Annotated in this window: 19 protein-coding genes and 7 tRNA genes; 9 read left to right on the forward strand and 17 right to left on the reverse strand. The window is 52.8% G+C overall.

Annotation, left to right across the window (positions count from 1 at the left end; genetic code table 11):
* Positions 1 to 91: 91 nt before the first annotated feature.
* Positions 92 to 1,264 (forward strand): 3-demethoxyubiquinol 3-hydroxylase, encoded by a 1,173-nt coding sequence (gene ubiF, locus AC6I8A_RS05965; protein ID WP_293796486.1) that lies wholly within the window; start codon positions 92 to 94, stop codon positions 1,262 to 1,264.
* An 87-nt stretch (positions 1,265 to 1,351) separates the two neighbouring features.
* Here the strand turns inward: ubiF and AC6I8A_RS05970 are convergent.
* From AC6I8A_RS05970 to nagB, 12 genes are all read right to left on the reverse strand, one after another.
* Positions 1,352 to 1,426, reverse strand: a tRNA-Gln gene (locus AC6I8A_RS05970).
* A gap of 28 nt (positions 1,427 to 1,454) precedes the next feature.
* A tRNA-Gln gene (locus AC6I8A_RS05975) sits at positions 1,455 to 1,529 on the reverse strand.
* A 6-nt stretch (positions 1,530 to 1,535) separates the two neighbouring features.
* A tRNA-Met gene (locus AC6I8A_RS05980) sits at positions 1,536 to 1,612 on the reverse strand.
* Between the two features lie 26 nt (positions 1,613 to 1,638).
* A tRNA-Gln gene (locus AC6I8A_RS05985) sits at positions 1,639 to 1,713 on the reverse strand.
* A gap of 34 nt (positions 1,714 to 1,747) precedes the next feature.
* Positions 1,748 to 1,822: transfer RNA gene (locus AC6I8A_RS05990), tRNA-Gln, on the reverse strand.
* A 21-nt stretch (positions 1,823 to 1,843) separates the two neighbouring features.
* Positions 1,844 to 1,928, reverse strand: a tRNA-Leu gene (locus tag AC6I8A_RS05995).
* Positions 1,929 to 1,935: 7 nt separating this feature from the next.
* Positions 1,936 to 2,012 (reverse strand) — tRNA-Met (locus AC6I8A_RS06000).
* 215 nt (positions 2,013 to 2,227) lie between these two features.
* Positions 2,228 to 3,895 carry an asparagine synthase B gene (gene asnB / locus AC6I8A_RS06005; RefSeq protein ID WP_008107047.1) on the reverse strand — a complete coding sequence of 556 codons (1,668 nt, stop codon included), beginning with the start codon at positions 3,893 to 3,895 and terminating at the stop codon, positions 2,228 to 2,230.
* 317 nt (positions 3,896 to 4,212) lie between these two features.
* Positions 4,213 to 4,965 (reverse strand): HAD-IIA family hydrolase, encoded by a 753-nt coding sequence (locus AC6I8A_RS06010; RefSeq protein WP_036649098.1) that lies wholly within the window; start codon positions 4,963 to 4,965, stop codon positions 4,213 to 4,215.
* Positions 4,966 to 5,007: 42 nt separating this feature from the next.
* Positions 5,008 to 6,228 (reverse strand): DNA-binding transcriptional regulator NagC, encoded by a 1,221-nt coding sequence (gene nagC / locus AC6I8A_RS06015; protein ID WP_137385370.1) that lies wholly within the window; start codon positions 6,226 to 6,228, stop codon positions 5,008 to 5,010.
* A gap of 7 nt (positions 6,229 to 6,235) precedes the next feature.
* On the reverse strand, positions 6,236 to 7,384 hold the full coding sequence (nagA, locus tag AC6I8A_RS06020) for an N-acetylglucosamine-6-phosphate deacetylase (protein WP_497818180.1): 1,149 nt from the start codon (positions 7,382 to 7,384) through the stop codon (positions 6,236 to 6,238).
* 61 nt (positions 7,385 to 7,445) lie between these two features.
* Positions 7,446 to 8,246, reverse strand: a complete 801-nt coding sequence (nagB, locus tag AC6I8A_RS06025; RefSeq protein WP_061717380.1) for a glucosamine-6-phosphate deaminase — start codon at positions 8,244 to 8,246, stop codon at positions 7,446 to 7,448.
* Between the two features lie 336 nt (positions 8,247 to 8,582).
* Between nagB and nagE the strand changes: the two genes are divergently transcribed.
* From nagE to AC6I8A_RS06040, 3 genes are all read left to right on the forward strand, one after another.
* Positions 8,583 to 10,616, forward strand: a complete 2,034-nt coding sequence (nagE, locus tag AC6I8A_RS06030; protein WP_265299561.1) for an N-acetylglucosamine-specific PTS transporter subunit IIBC — start codon at positions 8,583 to 8,585, stop codon at positions 10,614 to 10,616.
* A 152-nt stretch (positions 10,617 to 10,768) separates the two neighbouring features.
* A complete protein-coding gene (glnS, locus tag AC6I8A_RS06035) occupies positions 10,769 to 12,436 on the forward strand; it encodes a glutamine--tRNA ligase (RefSeq protein ID WP_256695920.1) in 1,668 nt (555 codons plus the stop codon).
* Positions 12,437 to 12,671: 235 nt separating this feature from the next.
* Positions 12,672 to 13,067: a hypothetical protein gene (locus tag AC6I8A_RS06040; protein ID WP_061717378.1), complete on the forward strand. Its 396-nt coding sequence runs from the start codon at positions 12,672 to 12,674 to the stop codon at positions 13,065 to 13,067.
* Positions 13,068 to 13,125: 58 nt separating this feature from the next.
* Here the strand turns inward: AC6I8A_RS06040 and fur are convergent, their stop codons facing one another.
* The 4 genes from fur to ybfF all read right to left on the reverse strand — a co-directional run bounded on the left by fur (position 13,126) and on the right by ybfF (position 15,805).
* Positions 13,126 to 13,575 carry a ferric iron uptake transcriptional regulator gene (fur, locus tag AC6I8A_RS06045; protein WP_007890672.1) on the reverse strand — a complete coding sequence of 150 codons (450 nt, stop codon included), beginning with the start codon at positions 13,573 to 13,575 and terminating at the stop codon, positions 13,126 to 13,128.
* Positions 13,576 to 13,929: 354 nt separating this feature from the next.
* Complete coding sequence (gene fldA, locus AC6I8A_RS06050) at positions 13,930 to 14,460, reverse strand: flavodoxin FldA (RefSeq protein WP_008107028.1); 531 nt, start codon at positions 14,458 to 14,460, stop codon at positions 13,930 to 13,932.
* A gap of 137 nt (positions 14,461 to 14,597) precedes the next feature.
* Positions 14,598 to 14,873 (reverse strand): LexA regulated protein, encoded by a 276-nt coding sequence (gene ybfE / locus AC6I8A_RS06055; RefSeq protein WP_007890670.1) that lies wholly within the window; start codon positions 14,871 to 14,873, stop codon positions 14,598 to 14,600.
* A gap of 167 nt (positions 14,874 to 15,040) precedes the next feature.
* Positions 15,041 to 15,805 carry an esterase gene (ybfF, locus tag AC6I8A_RS06060; RefSeq protein WP_497818181.1) on the reverse strand — a complete coding sequence of 255 codons (765 nt, stop codon included), beginning with the start codon at positions 15,803 to 15,805 and terminating at the stop codon, positions 15,041 to 15,043.
* Positions 15,806 to 16,053: 248 nt separating this feature from the next.
* Here ybfF and seqA point away from each other — a divergent pair, with 248 nt between their 5' ends.
* On the forward strand, positions 16,054 to 16,593 hold the full coding sequence (gene seqA, locus AC6I8A_RS06065) for a replication initiation negative regulator SeqA (protein ID WP_479486811.1): 540 nt from the start codon (positions 16,054 to 16,056) through the stop codon (positions 16,591 to 16,593).
* Positions 16,594 to 16,617: 24 nt separating this feature from the next.
* On the forward strand, positions 16,618 to 18,258 hold the full coding sequence (gene pgm, locus AC6I8A_RS06070) for a phosphoglucomutase (alpha-D-glucose-1,6-bisphosphate-dependent) (protein WP_436331594.1): 1,641 nt from the start codon (positions 16,618 to 16,620) through the stop codon (positions 18,256 to 18,258).
* Between the two features lie 38 nt (positions 18,259 to 18,296).
* Here the strand turns inward: pgm and kdpE are convergent, their stop codons facing one another.
* Positions 18,297 to 18,971, reverse strand: coding sequence for a two-component system response regulator KdpE (gene kdpE, locus AC6I8A_RS06075; RefSeq protein WP_256695924.1), 675 nt, complete (start codon positions 18,969 to 18,971; stop codon positions 18,297 to 18,299).
* 247 nt (positions 18,972 to 19,218) lie between these two features.
* On the opposite strand from kdpE, the gene AC6I8A_RS06080 reads away from it, so the two are divergent.
* From AC6I8A_RS06080 to phrB, 3 genes are all read left to right on the forward strand, one after another.
* Positions 19,219 to 19,419 (forward strand): YbfA family protein, encoded by a 201-nt coding sequence (locus AC6I8A_RS06080; RefSeq protein WP_256695926.1) that lies wholly within the window; start codon positions 19,219 to 19,221, stop codon positions 19,417 to 19,419.
* A 152-nt stretch (positions 19,420 to 19,571) separates the two neighbouring features.
* Positions 19,572 to 20,528, forward strand: coding sequence for a YbgA family protein (locus AC6I8A_RS06085; protein ID WP_497818182.1), 957 nt, complete (start codon positions 19,572 to 19,574; stop codon positions 20,526 to 20,528).
* Positions 20,529 to 20,540: 12 nt separating this feature from the next.
* Positions 20,541 to 21,968 (forward strand): deoxyribodipyrimidine photo-lyase, encoded by a 1,428-nt coding sequence (phrB, locus tag AC6I8A_RS06090; protein WP_497818183.1) that lies wholly within the window; start codon positions 20,541 to 20,543, stop codon positions 21,966 to 21,968.
* The last annotated feature ends 7 nt before the right edge of the window (positions 21,969 to 21,975 follow it).

Here is a 21,975-nt window from a genome sequence, read left to right on the forward strand (position 1 = left end):
TCTGCATCGCATCACGTGGCTAATTTCCGGTACACTTTAGCTATCAACGTGATGCTGGAAGGCCTCACGGCAAAAAGAAGGATTAGAGTCGATGCAGGATTCACATTTTGATGTGGTGATCGTGGGCGGTGGCATGGTCGGTGCGGCGCTGGCATGTGGTCTGGCGCAGCAGCAGTTCCGCGTAGCGGTGATTGAACGGGCGGAACCCGCAATCTTTGATGCCAGCAGCGAGCCGGATGTGCGCATCTCCGCCATTGGTGCGTCGTCGGTGGCGTTGTTGCAGCAACTGGATGTCTGGTCGCGCGTGCAGGCGATGCGTTGTGCACCTTATCGTCAGCTGGAAACCTGGGAGTGGCAAAACGCACATGTGAAGTTTGATGCGTCGTCGCTTGGGCTGCCTGAGCTGGGCTTTATGGTGGAAAATAGCGTGCTGCAACGTGCGCTGTGGGAAAAAATGCAGGAAGAGGGCATCACGCTGATCTGCCCGGCGAGCTTACAGGGGTTGCAGCAGCACGGCGCTGGCTGGCATGTGCAACTCGATAACGGCCAAACGCTGGATGCGCGTTTAGTGGTCGGCGCAGATGGCGCCAACTCGCGTGTGCGGCAGTTAGCGGGCATTGGCGTGCGTGGCTGGAACTATGCGCAATCCTGCATGCTGATCAGCGTGGAGTGCGAGCAGGATGCAGGCGATTCCACCTGGCAGCAATTTACGCCACAAGGGCCGCGCGCTTTCCTGCCGCTGTTTGATCGTCGCGCTTCGCTGGTGTGGTACGACGCGCCCGCCCGCATCCGCCAGTTGCAAAGTTTGCCACTCCAGCAATTGGAGAAAGAGATTTATGCACACTTCCCGGCACGCGTTGGGCGTATTCGGGTGAAAACCGCCGCCTCTTTCCCGTTGGTGCGGCGTCATGCCACACGGTATGTGATACCGGGTTTGGCGCTGGTGGGCGATGCGGCGCACACCATCAATCCGCTGGCCGGGCAGGGCGTTAATCTGGGCTATCGGGATGTGGATGCGTTGATCACGACGTTGGTCGAAGCGCGCAACCAGGCTGAACCCTGGTCATCGGACGCTGTGCTACAGCGCTATCATCGCCAGCGTTATAAGGACAACTTACTGATGCAAGGTGGAATGGATCTGTTCTACTTCGCGTTTAGTAATAAGCTGCCGCCGCTGCGCTTTGCACGTAACCTGGCGCTGATTGCGGCCGAGAATGCTGGAGCGTTGAAACGCAAGGTGCTGCGTTACGCATTAGGTTTGTGATCGTAGGGGGCGCATTTATGCGCTCCTGATTAATCCCCGAACGCAGAAAACAATAAAGCCCGCATAAGCGGGCTTTGTTGTGCAATTTGGCTGGGGTGCAGGGATTCGAACCCCGGAATGCTGGTATCAGAAACCAGTGCCTTACCGCTTGGCGACACCCCAATAGGTGTTTGATCAAATTGTCTTTTTATGGCTGGGGTGCAGGGATTCGAACCCCGGAATGCTGGTATCAGAAACCAGAGCCTTACCGCTTGGCGACACCCCAATAATTTGGTGGCTACGACGGGATTTGAACCTGTGACCCCATCATTATGAGTGATGTGCTCTAACCAGCTGAGCTACGTAGCCTTGGTACTGCTTACTGCGTCCGACGATGGCTGGGATACCTGGATTCGAACCAGGGAATGCCGGTATCAAAAACCGGTGCCTTACCGCTTGGCGATATCCCATTCGTCGATTTTGTATCCACAACATAATCCGGATTGGCTGGGGTACCAGGATTCGAACCTGGGAATGCTGGTATCAAAAACCAGTGCCTTACCGCTTGGCGATACCCCATCCGGCTGCCGAAGACTGAAATGGTGCGGGAGGCGAGACTTGAACTCGCACACCTTGCGGCGCTAGAACCTAAATCTAGTGCGTCTACCAATTTCGCCACTCCCGCAAAAAGATGGTGGCTACGACGGGATTTGAACCTGTGACCCCATCATTATGAGTGATGTGCTCTAACCAGCTGAGCTACGTAGCCATCTTTTTCGCGTAACCTTCATCGGCGTTGCGGGGCGCATTATGCGTATTGAGTCTTGTAGCGTCAACAATTTTTTTGCCGTTTTTCGCCTTAAAACGCCTGTTTGTCTGGCTTGTAACCAGGCTGGTGATTTATTCGGCAAATTTCAAAGGTTGTACGATAGATTGCATAAAAAAGGGGCTCGAATGAGCCCCTTATCTTGTTGAGTAAAAACCTTATTTGTACGCGGACTGATGCACGCCAACGGCACGACCTGAAGGGTCATCCATTGATTTAAAGGCTTCATCCCACTCAATCGCTTTAGCAGAAGAGCAGGCCACCGATGGACCGCCCGGCACACACTCAGCAGCGCTGGCGATCGGGAACAACTCTTCAAAGATCTCGCGATACAGATACGCTTCTTTCGAGTTCGGCGTGTTGTACGGGAAGCGGAAGTGCGCAGTCGACAGCTGTTGGTCAGTGATTTGCTTCGCCGCCACTTCTTTCAACGTATCGATCCAGCTGTAGCCAACACCGTCTGAGAACTGCTCTTTCTGGCGCCACGCCACACTTTCTGGCAGATAAGAAGAGAAGCATTCACGCAGGATGTGTTTTTCCATCTTACCGTTGCTGCCGCACAACTTGTCTGCCGGATTGATGCGCATCGCCACGTCGAGGAATTTCTTGTCGAGGAACGGCACACGCGCTTCCACGCCCCATGCGGACATCGCTTTGTTGGCGCGAGCACAGTCAAACATGTGCAGAGCCAGCAGTTTACGCACGTTCTCTTCGTGGAATTCTTTGGCATTTGGCGCTTTATGGAAATAGAGGTAGCCGCCAAAGACTTCATCTGCACCTTCACCGGACAACACCATTTTGATGCCCATCGCTTTGATCTTACGCGACATTAAATACATCGGCGTAGAGGCGCGAATGGTGGTCACATCATAGGTTTCGATGTGGTAAATCACGTCACGAATCGCATCCAGACCTTCCTGCACGGTGAAATGGATTTCGTGGTGCACGGTGCCAAGGTGTTCTGCGACCGATTTCGCCGCTTTCAGGTCTGGAGAACCTTCCAGGCCAACCGCGAAGGAGTGCAGCTGCGGCCACCATGCATCGCTTTTATCCGCATCTTCTACGCGTTTGGCAGCAAAGCGTTTGGTCACGGCAGAGATGATGGATGAGTCCAGACCGCCGGACAGCAGCACGCCGTAAGGCACGTCAGACATCAGGTGACTTTTTACGGACTCTTCCAGAGCATGCTTCAATTCGGCGGCATCTGTGGTGTTGTGTTCAACGGCGGAATATTCCATCCAGTCACGCTGCCAGTAACGACGGATTTCACCATCGGCGCTCGACATGTAGCTTCCCGGCGGGAATTCTTTGATGCTGCGGCACACCGGTACCAGTGCTTTCATCTCGGAAGCGACATACAGATTGCCGTGCTCGTCGTTGCCCATATACAGCGGGATAATGCCGATATGGTCGCGGCCAATCAGATATTGTTGCTTCACGCTGTCCCACAGGATGAAGGCGAACATGCCTTGCAGTTCGTCGAGGAAATCAACGCCTTTTTCCTGATACAGCGCGAGGATAACTTCACAGTCAGAACCGGTTTGGAAAGCGTAACGATCGCTCAACTCAGCACGCAGCGCCTGATGGTTGTAAATTTCGCCGTTAACAGCCAGTACGTGGGTGTGGTCAGCGTTATACAGCGGTTGTGCGCCGTTGTTAACGTCAACAATCGAAAGACGCTCATGCACGAGAATAGCTTTATCATCTGCATAAACACCTGACCAATCCGGGCCGCGATGACGCATCAGACGAGAAGATTCCAGCGCTTTCTTGCGCAGCTCAATAGGATCGCTTTTCAGATCCAGCACACCAAAAATTGAACACATAACTGACTCCTGATCTCACCTTGTGGCGAAGTTATTTCTACGTTTGTCCGGCAGCCTTGACTGCGTGATGCATAAGAAAATGCGCTAAATGGTGGTGTTAGCGCAAGCAAAATTGCGATTCTTTGATAAAAAGAATGTTGATGGGCAAGTAATATTGAATATTATTCACTTTATGCGTGGTTATTTTAGATGTCATCTAATGAAATGGCCTTTTTGTTCATTTTGTGGTCATGCTGCGAGCGGCAAACTCAGGCTTAACACCAGAAAAAACAAAAGCCCTGCATGAGCAGGGCTATAAGAAGAGGTGATGACTGGGTTCAGAACAGGTCGATATCGGCAACCGACGGATAAATCCAATCCGGGCGGAAAGGCATGGCATCAATATCACTCAGCGTGGATACGCCAGACAGCACCAGAATGGTTTCCAAACCCGCCTGGAAGCCTGCCAGAATGTCTGTGCGCAAGTTATCGCCGACAATCACCGTCTCTTCCGAATGCGCATGCATCTTGTTTAACGCTGCGCGCATGATGTACGGACTCGGCTTGCCGACATAAAACGGTTTACGGCCGGAAATGGTTTCGATGCCCGCGCACAGCGCTCCGCACGCCGGAACAAAGCCGCGCGCGTGCGTATCGGGATTGGTGGCGATAAAACGTGCGCCATTGGCCACGAAGAAAGCGGCTTTATGCATCATCTCCCAGTTGAAGGAGCGCGTTTCTCCAACGATGACGAAATCTGGATTGACATCAGTGATGGTGAAGCCGGCTTTATACAGCTCATGAATCAGCGCACCTTCACCGATCACGTAGGCTTTTTTCCCTTCCTGGCGGCGCAGGAAATCGGCGGTAGCCATCGCCGAGGTGTAAAACACTGAATCGGGGACGTCAATGCCAGCGTTGGCAAAACGGTTCGCTAGATCCAGCGCGGTTTGCGAAGGATAGTTGGTCAACACCACCAACGGCATATCCTTCGCCAGAATGCGCTGCAGAAATTCGTTCGCGCCGGGAACGGCGGTATTGTCGTGCATCAACACGCCGTCGATGTCACAGATTACGCTTTTAATCGTCATAAATTGCATCCGGTCGGGCCCGCTAAAAAAGCAGGCTGGTGATTACTCTTCCAGCAGATGTTGCAGCAAAATGCCATTCAGCATAGCGCGTTTTGCCAGCGCAAAGGCGCCAATAGCCGAGCGATGATCGAGCTCGGAACGCACCACCGGCAAGTTTTTACGGAAAGCGGGAAGCGTCTGCGTGTTAATGCACCCTTCAATGGCAGGAAACAGCACTTTATCGGCTTCAGTAATTTCACCGGCTAACACCACTTTTTGTGGATTAAACAAGTTGATGGCGATAGCAATCGCCTTTCCTAAATAGCGGCCGACATACTCAATCACTTCACACGCCAGCGCGTCGCCGTGGTTAGCGGCGCGGCAAATCTGCGGCATCAGACAGTCATTCAAGGTTAATGAACTGGGATAGCCTTGGTTCAACAGGTGGCGCACGCGGTTTTCAATCGCACCGTTCGCTGCAATGGTTTCCAGGCAGCCAAAGTTGCCGCAGTGGCAACGTTCACCCAATGGATCAACCTGAATATGGCCAATCTCACCGACGTTACCGTTACTGCCGAGGAAAATATGGCCGTTGGCGATGATTCCGGCACCGGTTCCGCGATGCAAACGCACCAGAATGGAGTCTGCGCAATCGCGACTTGCACCGAAGTAGTGCTCGGCCAGCGCCAGGCTGCGAATGTCATGGCCCACAAAGCTGGTGACGTTAAAGCGTTTTTTCAGGCTGGAAACCAGAGGCCAGTGACTTACCGCGATGTGCGGCATATAGCGAATGATGCCGTTAATGGGATCGACCAAACCGGGCAGAATCACTGAAATGGCAATCAGCTCATGAATCTTCCGCTGATGCGCCGCCATAAAGGCGCTGATGGCATTGAACAGCGCATTCTCCAGCGTTTCCTGGGTGCGCTCCGGCAGCGGATAATCTTCCTGCGCCAGCGATTTCCCACTCAGATCAAACAGCGTCAACGTGGCGTCATTACGCCCTAAGCGCACGCCTATAGTATGAAAATGCCGGGTTTCAGTAATGATGGAGATGGCGCGACGCCCACCGGTGGAGGCCTGTTGCTCCACCTCTTTGATGAGGCCGCGCTCGATGAGCTGGCGGGTAATTTTGGTGACACTGGCGGGCGCAAGTTGACTGTGTTCGGCAATCTGAATGCGCGAAATCGGCCCCTGTTGATCGATTAGCCGATAGACGGCTGCACTATTAAGTTGTTTAACAAGATCAACATTTCCTATTTGAGACTGGCCGCCAGTGGTCATTCAATGCTTACTCGCTGAGGACGTTGTCTCCGTTGACGAACGTCTTAGTGATTTGATAATCGCGGGTAAAGACAGTCAGGTTGGCGACTTTTCCTGCTTCGACCGTGCCTAACTGCTTCTCCACACCCATCGCCTGCGCCGGATAGAGCGTCGCCATACGCAGCGCTTCATCAAGAGCGATACCGCAATGTTCAACGCTGTTCTGCACCGCTTCAATCATGGTCAAGGCAGAACCGCTGAGCGTACCGTTCTCGTCAACGCACAGGCCATCGCGATAGTATATTGTTTTGCCTGCAAAAATGAATTGATCAATCGACGCGCCCGCCGGTGCTGTGGCATCCGTCACTAACACCAGTTTGTCGCCTTTAATGCGTTTTGCATTGCGCACATTAGCGTAATGGACATGTAAACCATCCGCAATGATGCCGCAGTATACATCAGGCGAATCAAACAGCGCACCGATCAGACCTGGCTCACGTCCGGCAAAGGTTGGCATAGCATTATAAAGATGCGTGGCAAAACTGACGCCCGCGCTGAAGCCAATTTTTGCTTCTTCATAAGTTGCGTTGGAGTGACCGGCTGAAACAATGATGCCGGCATTGCGCAGCTTACGAATCACTTCGCTGCCTGCATTTTCAGGTGCCAGCGTGACTTTAGTAATGACATCGGCATTGGCGCACAGGAAATCTACCAGCTCGGCATCCGGCAAACGAATCAGTTCAGGATTGTGCGTGCCTTTCTTGGCTTTATTCAGCCACGGACCTTCCAGATGGAGGCCGATGGCCTGATTCTGATGCTTTTCCAGATAGGCGCGCATGGTTTCGACGGCGCGTTTCATCAGCGCATCGGTGCTGGTAATCAGCGTCGGCAGATAGCTGGTGCAGCCTGACTTCTCGTTGGCGCGCTGCATGATCTCCAGCGTTTCAACGCTCAGTGCATTGATGTCATCGTTGAACTGCACGCCACCGCAGCCGTTGAGCTGCAAATCAATAAAACCAGGAGCGATAAACGCACCAGCCACACCCTGCTGTGCAATTGCCGCGTCCAGGGCATCACGCGGACACACGCGCTCAATCAGGCCATCCGCAATCACAACTGCATGATTGTCCAGAATTTCATGACCGGTAAAAATCCGGCCGTTCACTAATGCGTACATCGTTTCTCTCTCCCGGCTAAGCCTGCTGCCTGAAAGCAGCAGGTTTTGTTACAACGTGTTTTCACACACCTTTCATATTTTCCGCTTCCATTTCGCGGAAATATTTCACGGTTTTCACTTTCAGTTCCATGGTGGCGGGTTCGTCACAGACCACGACAGATTTGGCATGCAGCTGCAGGCAGCTGATGGTCCACATGTGGTTGACGTTACCTTCAACCGCCGCCTGCAGCGCTTGCGCTTTCAGATGGCCGGTAACCAGAATCATCACTTCTTCGGCATCCAGCAGCGTACCGACACCGACCGTCAGGGCGTATTTCGGCACCTGATCCACATCACCGTTAAAGAAACGTGAGTTTGCGATGCGCGTGTCGTGCGTCAGGGTTTTGATGCGTGTACGTGAGGAGAGTGAAGAAGCCGGTTCGTTGAAGGCGATGTGACCGTCGTTGCCCACGCCGCCCATAAACAGGTTAATTTTGCCGTAAGCGCGGATCTTCTCTTCGTATTGACGACATTCTGCGTCAATATCTTCGGCATTGCCATTCAGAAGATTGATATTTTTCGGTTGAATATCAACATGATCGAAAAAGTTACGGTACATAAAGCTGTGGTAACTTTCCGGATGCTCTTTTGGCAGGCCAACGTACTCATCCATATTGAAGGTGACAACGTGCTCGAAACTAACCTGGCCCGCTTTGTGCATGTCAATCAGGTGCTTGTACGCTTCCAGTGGTGTTCCACCGGTTGGCAGACCCAGCACGAAAGGACGTTCTGCGCTAGGCTTAAACGCATTAATGCGGTTAACAATGTGGCGTGCAGCCCATTTACCCACTTGGGTCGGTGTGGCCAACGGGATCAGTCTCATGTCTTCACCTCAATTAAGATTGGAAATGTGGAGTTGCCGTTTCTCTGACAGTTTTCTGCTTTAAGCGTAATGCGTTTAAGCGTAGCCATCCGGGAAAAGTGCGACTCGATATTTTTCATCATAAAATAAGTTTGTGGTGCTGGCTAGCATTTCGCATTATCAAACCACCATTTTGGTGATTAAAGTCACAGTTGTAGTGGTTTTAATTTGCGAGGCGAATTAATTTGTCTTTACACTGCGCCTCGTGGTGAAAAGTGTCATCAAGGTACCGGGCGACAGGATAATAAAATCAACCTGCGCCACGGCAAAACGCCAGTCTCATAGGGGGAGAATAAGGTGAGTGTATTAGGATATCTGCAAAAGGTCGGCCGCGCGCTTATGGTGCCGGTAGCGACTCTGCCGGCAGCGGCAATCTTGATGGGTGTTGGATATTGGATCGATCCAGATAGCTGGGGCGCAGGTAATGCGCTGGCGGCACTGCTGATCAAATCCGGTTCGGCGATCATCGACAACATGTCCGTGCTGTTTGCCATTGGTGTGGCATACGGTATGTCAAAAGATAAAGATGGTGCAGCAGCGTTAACCGGCTTCGTCGGCTTCCTGGTGGTGACCACACTCTGTTCACCGGCTGCGGTAGCGATGATTCAGAAAATACCGGTGGAGCAAGTGCCTGCCGCCTTCGGTAAAATCAATAACCAGTTTGTTGGTATCCTGGTGGGTATTCTCTCTGCTGAGGTTTATAACCGCTTCAGCCACGTTGAGCTGCCAAAAGCGCTGTCGTTCTTTAGCGGCCGCCGTCTGGTGCCGATCCTTGTCTCCTTCCTGATGATCGTCGTCGCCTTCGTGCTGATGTACATCTGGCCGATCATTTTCGGTGGACTGGTGAGCTTTGGTGAGCACATCCAGAAAATGGGTTCAATCGGTGCGGGCGTCTACGCCTTCTTTAACCGTCTGCTGATTCCTGTTGGCCTGCATCACGCACTGAACTCGGTATTCTGGTTCGACGTTGCTGGCATTAACGATATTCCTAAATTCCTCGGCGGCGCGCAGTCTATCGCTGAAGGTACCGGTATCCCAGGCATCACCGGTCGTTATCAGGCGGGCTTCTTCCCAATCATGATGTTCGGTCTCCCAGGTGCAGCGCTGGCAATTTACCACTGCGCACGCCCAGAAAACCGCGCCAAAGTCGGCGGTATCATGCTGGCGGCGGCTTTTGCAGCCTTCTTTACCGGTATCACCGAACCGCTGGAATTCTCCTTCATGTTCGTGGCGCCGGTGCTGTATGTGATTCACGCGGCACTGACAGGTCTTTCTGTGTTCATCGCCGCGAGCATGCAGTGGATTGCCGGTTTCGGCTTCAGTGCGGGTCTGGTGGATATGGTGCTGTCAACGCGAAACCCGCTGGCGGTCCACTGGTGGATGCTGATCCCACAAGGTTTGGTGTTCTTCGTTATCTACTACGCGGTGTTCCGCTTCACCATCCAGAAATTTAACCTGATGACGCCGGGCCGCGAACTCTCTGCGGGCGATGAAACTGATGGTTATGACGTCAATGTCGATAACAGCGGCAACGGTGAAAGCCAAACTGAATCGCTGGCACGTCGTTACATTGCGGCGGTGGGGGGCTCAGAAAACCTGACCCACATCGATGCCTGTATCACTCGTCTGCGTTTGAACGTTAAAGATTCTGCGCAGGTTAATGAAGGTGTGGCTAAGCGTCTCGGTGCTTCCGGTGTGATTCGTCTGAACAAACAAAGCGTGCAGGTCATCGTCGGTACTCAGGCGGAAAGCATTGCGATGGCAATGAAAACTGTCCTGAGCAAAGGTCCGGTTGCGGCATCTGCTGCCGCGTCAACGGCTGCGCCTGCTGCGGCTGTGAAACCACAGGCGGTGCTAAACAGCGAAAAAGCTGTGATTGCTACGCTGCTGGCACCAGTAACCGGTGACATTGTTGCGCTGGAAAATGTGCCTGACGAAGCGTTCGCCAGTAAGGCGGTCGGCGATGGTCTGGCGATCAAACCAACTGGTAAAACTGTGGTTGCGCCAACAGCCGGAACCGTGGTGAAAATCTTCAATACCAACCATGCGTTCTGCCTCGAAGCGGAAAACGGTGTCGAGATCGTCGTGCACATGGGTCTGGATACGGTGGCACTGGAAGGTAAAGGCTTCACGCGTCTGGTTGAAGAGGGCACAACGGTCACTGCAGGTCAGCCAATCCTGGAAATGGATTTAGACTTCCTCAATGCCAACGCCCGCTCGATGATCAGTCCGGTTGTGGTCAGCAACAGCGATGATTTCGCTGGTCTGAATTTACTGGCAACCGGTTCAGTGGTTGCAGGCCAAACCCCGCTGTACGAGGTTAAAGGCTAAGTCCTTGTGATTGAGCCAGAAGGCAGGAAGCGATTCCTGCCTTTTTTGTTTTAAAACGACCAACAAACGGTTGTTTCCCTCCTGTGCTTTGTGGATCATACTCCGTTACTTCGTGGTACAAATCACCCGTTATAGTTTTTGAGGATTTTGAGATGAGTGAGGCTGAAGCCCGCCCAACGAACTTTATTCGTCAGATCATCGACGAAGATTTGGCGAGCGGTAAGCACAACAGTGTGCATACCCGTTTCCCGCCTGAGCCCAATGGTTATCTGCATATTGGCCATGCGAAATCTATCTGCCTGAACTTTGGTATCGCGCAAGACTACCAAGGTCAGTGCAATCTGCGTTTCGACGACACTAACCCAGTAAAAGAAGATCTGGAGTTTGTTGAATCCATTAAGCGTGATGTGCAATGGCTGGGCTTTGAGTGGAGCGGCAACATTCGTTACTCCTCAGACTACTTCGACCAACTGTTCAACTATGCGGTTGAGCTGATCAACAAAGGCCTGGCCTATGTTGATGAACTGTCAGCAGATGAGATCCGTGAATATCGCGGTTCCCTGACGGCACCGGGCAAAAACAGTCCGTATCGCGATCGCAGCGTGGAAGAGAACCTAGCGCTGTTCCAGAAGATGCGCGATGGCGGTTTCGAAGAGGGCAAAGCCTGTCTGCGTGCCAAAATCGACATGGCGTCCAGTTTCATCGTGATGCGTGATCCAGTGCTGTATCGCATTAAGTTTGCCGATCACCATCAGACTGGCAGCAAGTGGTGCATCTATCCGATGTACGACTTCACCCATTGCATTTCGGATGCGATTGAAGGCATTACGCACTCACTCTGTACGCTGGAGTTCCAGGACAACCGTCGTCTGTACGATTGGGTGCTGGATAACATCACCATTCCGGTTCATCCACGGCAGTACGAATTTTCACGCCTGAATCTGGAATACGCGGTGATGTCGAAGCGTAAACTGACTCAGCTGGTGAGCGAGAAGGTTGTCGAAGGCTGGGACGATCCGCGCATGCTGACCGTATCTGGTCTGCGTCGTCGTGGTTACAGCGCCGCTTCCATCCGTGAATTCTGCCGCCGTATTGGTGTGACCAAACAGGACAATATCGTGGAGATGGCTTCACTGGAATCGTGCATTCGTGACGATCTCAATGAAAACGCACCGCGTGCGATGGCCGTAATGGATCCGCTGAAAGTGGTGATCGAGAACCTGCCTGCAGGTCACGAAGAGATCATCAGCATGCCGAATCATCCGAACAAACCGGAGATGGGCACGCGAGAAGTGCCATTCAGTCGTGAAGTGTGGATCGATCGCGCGGATTTCCGTGAAGAGGCCAACAAGCAGTACAAACGTCTGGTGCTGGGCAAAGAAGTGCGTCTGCGTAATGCATACGTGATCCGTGCCGAGCGAGTAGCGAAGGATGATGAGGGCAATATCACCTGCATCTATTGTACCTGCGACGTTGATACGCTGAGCAAAGATCCGGCCGATGGCCGCAAAGTGAAAGGCGTTATCCATTGGGTTTCTGCGATTCACGCGCTGCCAGCGGAATTCCGCCTGTACGATCGTCTTTTCAGTGTGCCAAATCCGGGCGCGGCGGAGGATTTCCTCACCACCATCAACCCGAACTCACTGGAAATCAAACAGGGCTTCGTGGAGCCAGGTTTGCGTGCAGCCGATCCAATGGCGCCGTACCAGTTTGAACGTGAAGGCTATTTCTGTGCGGATAGCGTCTATTCACAGCCATCCAAGCTGGTGTTTAACCGCACCGTTGGTTTACGTGATACCTGGGCAAAAATCGGCGATTAATATTTTTTGTCGCTAGCACGATATGATCATGAAAGGGCGAGCAATCGCCCTTTTTTATTGTCTCGATTTAACCAGATACGACCTTTTATGCTGCTCCCTGCAATTAGCCATTAATTCCTTATTTGCGACTATTCTGACTTTAGCAAAATTAAACCATTTGCCAGTGTGAAAAACTTTTTTTCAGGTAGGCTATGCGCTCTCAGCCGTTGCTCTGCGGGTAATCAAAGGATAAAAAATGACAAGTCTCGCCCTGGAAGCCAAACATAGCGTGGTGGTTTTACATCAGCTTATCGAACGTATTTTTAATCAGGCAGAAGGCAGTGATGACAGCATTGATCTGTTCTTGTCGTACTTTCATCCCGACTTCAAAATGGTCACGCCACAGGGTAAACAGCTTGATCTTAATGAGATGGAAACACTGTTTCGCCAGTTGCAGGGACAGCGTGAAGGGATGCGAATTGCCACCAGTGAGCACGCCATCATTTCGCAGCAAAGTGAGGAAGTCACGATTCAGTATCGTGAATTGCAGATGATGAATGGCACCAATCAGAGCCGCATTTCTCTGGCGGTGCTGGATTGCAGCACCGCCATTCCGCGCTGGCGCTACTTGCAGGAAACGCTCGTTGCCTGATTTCAGATATAAAAAAACCGGCTTAAGCCGGTTTTTTTATACTGCATAGCACACTCAATTACTTATCGTGGAGCGTATCGTCTTCGCGGCAGTCTCCCAGAGCACAGTGACCATACAGATACAGGCTGTGGTTGCTAAGCTTGATGCCGTGGCGAGTAGCAATTTCACGCTGACGCGTTTCGATTGATTCATCGCTGAATTCGATAACTTTGCCACAATCAAGGCAGATCAAGTGATCATGGTGATGTTGCTGAGTCAGTTCGAAGACAGACTTACCGCCTTCAAAGTTATGACGGGTTACGATGCCCGCGTCGTCAAACTGGTTAAGAACGCGATAAACCGTTGCCAGACCAATCTCTTCGCCCATATCGATCAGGCGCTTATACAAATCTTCCGCACTGACGTGATGGGACTCGGGGCCGGGTCCCTGAAGCACTTCCAGAATTTTCAGTCTGGGTAGCGTGACTTTCAGGCCAGCCTTCTTCAATGCGGAGTTGTTGTCAGTCATGCGGATATTGTCCTGTTACTTTGCTAGTCACTTGCGGCGCAGGGGCCTTGAATGTTTAGGTCAACGCGCATTCTCATTTGCGTCTCATTATAGAACTCAAGCAGTGAAATGAAAACCAAGGCAACGTCCTTAATCACCAAAGGTTGTAAGGATAACGTCACTAATGTCTTCAGGACGCTTGGGTTTTGGATTCCATTTCACTCAGCCTCATTCTACTGCCAGAGGAATAAGCGGATGACCATTGCGGGTATTCTACAGATTTGCGGGGAAAAGTTAAAAAACCGTAGCTATTATTTTTATAGGAAATTCCGTTGCCCGATGTGAGGCAGCGCGCACATCGGGCAGAGCAGGGAATTAAGCTTCAATAATCTCTTTCAGCTGCAACTCGTCGAAGATCTGCTTCACCCATTTCTCAACACGTTCGTTGGTCAATTCTGGTTGACGATCTTCATCAATTGCCAGACCCAGGAAGTTTTTGTCATCGGCGAGGCCTTTAGAGGCTTCGAAGTGATAGCCTTCGGTTGGCCAGTGACCCACAATCACCGCACCGTTAGGCTCGATGATGTCACGGATGGTGCCCATCGCGTCACAGAAGTATTCGGCGTAATCTTCCTGATCGCCACAACCAAACAGCGCTACCAGCTTGCCATTGAAATCAATCTCTTCCAGCGTCGGGAAGAAATCATCCCAGTCGCACTGCGCTTCGCCGTAATACCAGGTTGGAATGCCCAGCAGCAGGATGTCGAACGCATCGAGATCTTCTTTGGTGCTCTTAGCAATGTCATGCACTTCGGCGACATCTTTACCCAGTTGTTTCTGGATCATCTTTGCAATGTTTTCAGTGTTGCCGGTATCGCTGCCGAAGAAAATGCCTACGATTGCCATGGGTTAGGTAACCTCTTGAATCCTGATTGTGAAAGTAAGTCAGTTGACTGCACAGTTATGCGAATAATAGCAGACCGGTAAAAAGTGCGGAACTTGTAAAGCCGTGACTTTGTGTTCCAGCGTGCGGTCTTCGCGCGTTAAGACAGTTTGAGTTGTGCCAGCAGCATTTGTTCAATCAATTCGCTGCGACTGATGTTTTGCTGATCGGCCAGCGTGCTGAGCGCGTCAACCGCCTCGCTCGACATCTTCAGCTCAACACGACGCAGCCCACGCACTTTATCGCGCTTGAGCTGGTTGCGTTTGTTGATGCGTAACTGTTCATCACGCGTCAGCGGGCTGGTTTTCGGGCGACCAGGACGCCGCTCGTCTGCGAAGAGATCAAGCGTCGTGCGGTCTGTCTGTTCTTTTGCCATGGTTTGTAAAACTGAGTGGGCGCGAACGGCGGAAAGGCGCTGCGCGATTAAAACATTATCGGCCCGACCACGGTGAAAAAATATCCGTGGCAAATTTTTAGCGCGACATCATACTCCAGCGCCTTCCCTGACGCCAACCCTAAAGCGCAAGCGGCAAGCTTTTGCTTTTACAGGTTAAAAAAACGCCGAACGGCGCGTAACACCGCATCGGGTTTCTCGGCGTGCACCCAATGTCCAGCTCCGCTGATCACATGTGCATGCGCCTGCGGGAACTGACGTAGCAGCGCATCGCGATGCTGATTGTCCAGATAAGGAGAATCGCCGCCGCGGATAAACAGTGCCGGATGCGGCCACGCAGGAATCTCTTCCCAGCCGGAAATGGTGCTGTAGTTATCCCACAGCACCGGCACATTAAAGCGCCATTCGCCCTCTGCGAAAGATTTGAGGATGAACTGGATCACGCCTTCTTCATCAATATGCTGACGCATTACTTCAACGGCTTCGCTGCGGCGCGTGACGCCCGCGGCGCTCACGGCCCGAATAGCGGCAAAAATTTCGTCATGGCGGCGCGTTTGGTAATCAACGGGCGCGATATCGATCATCACCATTTTTTCGATACGTTCCGGCGCGATGGCACTGAGCGCCATGGCGATTTTGCCGCCCATCGAGTGTCCTATCACACCCGCGCGATCGATATGGTGCGCATCCAGCGTTTCGACGATGTCCTGCGCCATCACGTGATAATTCATCTCATCGCTGCGTGCCGACAAGCCGTGGTTGCGCACATCAACCTGCAGCGTCGGACGTGCGTCACGCACCCCACGCGCCAGCACGCCAAGGTTATCAAGGCTGCCAAAAAGACCATGGATCAATAGAATCGGTGTGGCGTCGGGGGCAGATTGTTCAGTTTGCAGACGGGCGTTCAAAATCATGGCTAAAGTTCTTACGGTTGTGACCTTGGCTTAGGTTATCATGGATTCACCTGTCCAGCAGTCAGGCCGGAAGGCATTAGGGCATATTCCGACTTTTGCCTGGAAACGTTGCCAACGCTATCGGCTGCCACGGATTTAACTTTATAATCCTTATGTTAGAACCCGCTCACGTTTTGCACGACTGGATTTTGCTAAGGCCGTTGCATTAATGCGTGGTTCTGTCATTTGCCATAATCGTACGGAAAAAGATGAAAACGATTGAAGTTGACGAAGAACTCTACCGTTATATTGCCAGCCACACGCAGCACATTGGTGAAAGCGCCTCTGATATTTTGCGCCGCATGTTGAAGTTCACCGCCGGACAGAGCGCACCTGCTGCGCCTGCCGCTGGTGTATCAGTGAAAGAAGCGCAACCTGCCAGCCGCGAAGCGCGTCCTCAGGATCGCGTCCGTGCGGTACGTGAGCTGCTGCTCTCCGATGAATATGCCGAGCAGAATAAGGCGGTTAACCGCTTCATGTTGGTACTGTCAACGCTCTATCGTCTTGATCCGGCGGCGTTTGCTGAAGCGACTGCCTCGTTGCAGGGCCGTACCCGCGTCTACTTTGCGGGCGACGAGCACACGCTGCTGCAAAATGGCACCCATACCAAGCCGAAGCACGTTCCCGGCACGCCGTACTGGGTGATCACGAATACCAATACAGGTCGCAAATGCAGCATGGTGGAACACATCATGCTGGCTATGCAGTTCCCTCAGGAACTGACAGAGAAAGTTCGCGGCACCATTTAACTGAAGCGTCAGGGAGAAGCGCCAATGGCCAATCACCCCCGTGCCGGGCAGCCTGCCCAGCAGAGCGATTTGATTAACGTTGCACAATTAACCTCGCAGTATTACGTCCTGAAGCCCGATGTGGCGAATCCGGATCATGCGGTGAAATTTGGCACTTCAGGCCACCGCGGCAGCGCGGGACGCCAAAGCTTCAACGAACAGCACATTTTGGCGATCGCGCAGGCGATTGCTGAAGAGCGCAAAAAGGATGGCATCACCGGTCCATGCTACGTCGGTAAAGACACGCATGCGCTGTCTGAGCCGGCGATTCTGTCCGTGCTGGAAGTGCTGGCCGCTAACGGCGTGGACGTGATTGTGCAGCAGGACAACGGCTATACGCCAACGCCTGCTATCTCTAATGCGATTCTTGAGCACAACAAACGCGGCGGCGCGCAGGCGGACGGCATTGTTATCACGCCTTCGCACAACCCACCGGAAGATGGCGGTATCAAATACAATCCGCCAAACGGTGGCCCGGCTGATACCAACGTCACCAAAGTGGTGGAAGATCGCGCTAACCAGCTGATCAAAGGCGAGCTGAAAGACGTGAAACGTCTGCCGCTGGATCAGGCATGGGCAAGCGGTCACATTGTTGAGCAGGATCTGATCCAGCCGTACGTTGAAGGTCTGGCGCAGGTGATTGACTTCGCCGCCATCCAGAAAGCCGGCCTGAAAATTGGCGTCGATCCATTAGGCGGCTCCGGTATCGCTTACTGGCAGCGCATTGCTGAGCACTACAAGCTGGATCTGACCATCGTTAACGATGCGATCGACCAGACTTTCCGCTTCATGCATCTGGATAAAGATGGTGTGGTGCGTATGGACTGCTCATCTGAATGCGCGATGGCCGGCTTGCTGGCATACAAAGATAAATTCGACCTGGCCTTTGGCAACGATCCTGATTACGACCGCCATGGCATCGTCACGCCTGCGGGTCTGATGAATCCGAACCACTATCTGGCGGTTGCGATCAACTACCTGTTCCAGCATCGTCCACAGTGGGGCAAAGAGGTTGCTGTTGGTAAAACCCTGGTTTCCAGCGCAATGATCGACCGCGTCGTCAACGACATTGGCCGCAAGCTGGTAGAAGTACCGGTTGGGTTCAAATGGTTCGTTGATGGTCTGTTCGATGGCAGCTTCGGTTTCGGCGGTGAAGAGAGCGCGGGCGCATCCTTCCTGCGTTTCGATGGCTCCGCCTGGTCAACCGATAAAGACGGCATCATTATGTGTCTGCTGGCCGCTGAAATCACCGCGGTCACCGGCAAGAACCCGCAGCAGCATTATGACGAGCTGGCAGAGCGCTTTGGTGCGCCAAGCTATAACCGTCTGCAGGCTCCGGCGACTTCGGCACAGAAAGCGGCGCTGTCCAAGCTGTCACCAGAAATGGTGAGCGCTGATACGCTGGCGGGTGATCCGATCACCGCACGCCTGACTGCCGCGCCGGGTAACGGTGCGTCAATCGGTGGTCTGAAAGTGATGACTGAAAACGGCTGGTTTGCCGCGCGTCCATCAGGTACAGAAGACGCTTACAAAATCTACTGCGAAAGCTTCCTAGGTGCTGAACATCGTCAGCAAATCGAGAAAGAAGCGGTTGAGATTGTTAGCGAAGTACTGAAAAACGCCTGATTGGGCAATTAAGAAAAAGGCCGCTTAGCGGCCTTTTTTTATGGCATAAATCGGTAGCCGATACCGGTTTCGGTCAGCAAATGGCTGGGCTGGGTGGGATTCGCTTCCAGCTTCTGCCGCAAGTGGCCCATATAGATGCGCAAATAGTGGCTGTGCTCCACCGCATTCGGGCCCCAAACCTGATTCAGCAATTGACGCTGAGTCAGCACTTTTCCGGCATTATTCAGCAGTAAGCTCAGCAGACGAAATTCGGTCGGCGTCAAATGCACTTCATGTTGGTTGCGCAGCACGCGGCGCGCCGCCAAATCGACGCTCACTTCGCCAAATGTTACAATCGGTTCAGGCTGGCTGCTTTGATGGCGACGCAGCGCCACACGCACACGCGCCAGCAGTTCACCAATGCCAAACGGCTTGGTGAGGTAATCATCCGCACCGGCATCCAGCGCATCAATCTTATCCTGCTCATCGCTACGCGCAGACAGCACAATCACCGGCATGCTGCTCCACTGGCGCACTTCACGGATAAAGTCATTGCCATCACCATCCGGCAAGCCGAGATCGAGGATCACCAGATCGGGCTTACGCGTTGCCGCTTCAATCAGGCCGCGCTGCAGTTGCTCCGCTTCCACAATTTTCAGGCCTTCGCTCTCCAGCGCCAGGCGCACGAAACGGCGAATCTCTTTTTCATCTTCCACTATCAAGATGGTCGTCACGCTGCCTCCAGCGGCAAAAAAGTTAACGCACCACTTTAGCAATAAAGCAGCCCGGCGTCCGTCACGAAGTTTTTAACTTCAAGAGATCGTGGAATTCACAATTTTGTAACTAAGTTTCATCACAACACATATTGATGAAAAAAAGCGCAAATATAGTGGTCGGATGAGTAGTAAAATTACACAACAACGGGTAATATCTGAACCAGATCACATTTCAACGCAATGTTTACCACAAGGGGGCCAAAAAATGGATCGATCATATCCACTGTATAAAATCGTACTGCGCCGCGTGCTGGTGGTAGCAATCGGTTTGCTGGCGCTGCCAGTGATGTTATTCCGCTCGGATCGCGCGCGTTTGTACAGTTACCTGCATCGTATGTGGTGCAAAACCAGCACTAAACCGGTTTGGCTGGCGCAGTCGGAAGCGGCTGCCGGCATTCACTGGTAAGCGATTTCAGCGCAGTATTAACCCGGCGACTTCCCGCGAAGCGCCGGGTTTTTTTATCGATAATTTTCATGTCCACCGCGCGTTCCCGCTGTTATCCCCGCGCATTTCAGCTACACTTAAAACCTCTACAAGATTTCTGAGGTTGTACAAGTATGAGCGAGAAAATTCCTGTTGGTATCAGCGCTTGCCTGCTCGGAGATAACGTCCGATTTGATGGCGGCCACAAACGTTTTGCCTTCGCCACGGACGAACTCGTGCCATTTGTGCGCTTTGAACCTGTATGTCCTGAAATGGCGATTGGCTTACCGACGCCCCGTCCGGCTTTGCGGCTGGTAAAAGAGAGCGATGAAAATATCCATCTCTGTTTCAGTAAAGAGGGCGGCGAAGAGGTGACAGAACAGATGCAGCGCTGGTCTGCTGAGCGGGTGAAGTCGCTGCATCATCTGTGCGGCTACATTCTGTGTGCCAAATCGCCAAGCTGTGGATTGGAACGCGTCCGCGTTTACGAGCCTGAAACCAACAACAACCGTAAAGCAGGCACCGGCATCTTTACTGCATTTCTGCAGAAAGAGATGCCGTGGCTGCCGCTGGAAGAGGATGGTCGTCTGCACGATGACGCTATCCGTGAAAACTTTATTGGCCGCGTTTACGCGCTGCATGAATTCAACGAAATGTGGCGCAGCGGATTATCACGTCACAAGTTGATGGCCTTTCACAGTCGCTACAAACTGCTGCTGCTTTCTCACGCGCAGGATGAGTATCGCGAAATGGGTCGGTTTGTCGCGGCGATGGATCAGTGGGATTCGCTGGAGGATTACGCCTTTGAGTACCGCAATCGCCTGATGCACCTGATGTCACATCAGGCATCGCGACGTAATCACACCAACGTGCTGATGCATGTACAAGGCTACTTCCGTCCGCAACTGAGTTCGCCGCAGCGGCAGGAGCTGGCGCAACTGATTGATCGTTATCGTCAGGGCGTACAGCCGCTGTTAGCACCGATCACCATGCTGAAACACTACATGGCGGAATACCCGCATCCGTGGCTGGCACAGCAGCGCTACTTTGATCCTTATCCGGAAGCGCTGCGTTTGCGCTACGGCCAATAATTTCGGGGCTTTATGACCACCCATTTAGTTTGGCTGCGTAACGATCTGCGCATCAATGACAACATGGCGCTGGCCGCTGCCTGCCGCGATAGCCAGGCCAACGTGATTGCGCTGTTTATCGCCACACCGCAGCAGTGGCAGCAGCACCACATGGCGCCAAAGCAGGCGGCGTTCATCCAGCAAAATCTCCTTTTGTTGCAGGCATCGCTGGCCGAACGCGGCATTCCTTTGCACCACCATCAGTGTGATGACTTTGCCGCTTCGATTGATTATCTGGTGGAGTTTTGCCAGCAGCAGCAAGTTGATGCGCTGTTCTACAATTATCAGTACGAAATCAACGAACGAGAACGCGATGTGCAGGCGGAGAAACGTCTGGATGCGCAGAGCGTGATTTGTCAGGGATTCGACGACAGCCTGCTGTTGCCGCCGGGCAGCGTGCAAACCGGCAGCAACACCATGTTCAAGGTATTCACGCCGTTCAGCAGAGCTTTTGTTCGTCGCCTGCACCAAAGCTTACCTGAGTGCTATCACGCGCCGAAAGCGCGTGACGGCGCGCCCATCAGCATCAAAAAGAAGATCCCCGCCTTTGATTATCCCTGTGAAGCCTTTGATGAAACCGTGTTTCCGGCGGGTGAAGAGGCCGCATTAAAACAGCTGCGCCACTTCGCCAAACAGGCGGTGCAACATTATCCGGATCAACGTGATTTGCCGGCCATTGACGGTACCAGCCGGTTATCGGCCTATCTGGCGACTGGCGTGTTGTCGCCGCGTCAGTGTCTGCATCGCGTATTAAAAGAGCATCCCGATGCGCTCAACGAAGGCAAGGCTTTTACCTGGCTGAACGAACTGATCTGGCGCGAATTCTATCGTCATCTGATGGTGGCATTTCCCGCGCTGTGTAAGCATCAGCCGTTTGTCGACTGGACGCGCAACGTCGATTGGCAGCAAAACGAAGCACATCTCAACGCCTGGCAACAGGGCAAAACCGGCTATCCGATTGTTGATGCGGCCATGCGTCAGCTCAACACGCTCGGCTGGATGCATAATCGCTTGCGCATGATTACCGCCAGTTTCCTGGTGAAGGACCTATTGATCGACTGGCGTGAAGGTGAGCGTTATTTCATGCAGCAACTGATCGATGGCGATCTGGCCGCCAACAACGGCGGCTGGCAGTGGGCCGCGTCAACCGGCACCGATGCCGCGCCCTATTTTCGTATCTTCAATCCCACTACGCAGGGAGAGCGCTTCGATAAACAGGGCGCGTTTATCCGTGAGTGGCTGCCGGAATTAAAGGAAGTACCCGATAGCGATATCCATCAGCCGCAGGTATGGGCGCAGAAAAATAACAAGAAACTCGATTATCCCGCGCCAATCGTGGAACATAAGGACGCACGTAAAAAGACACTAGACGCCTTTGAGCGCGCTCGCAGCGCGGCTTGAGGCGGTC

The organism is Pantoea sp. X-Soil-ISGK-275 (assembly GCF_059730795.1).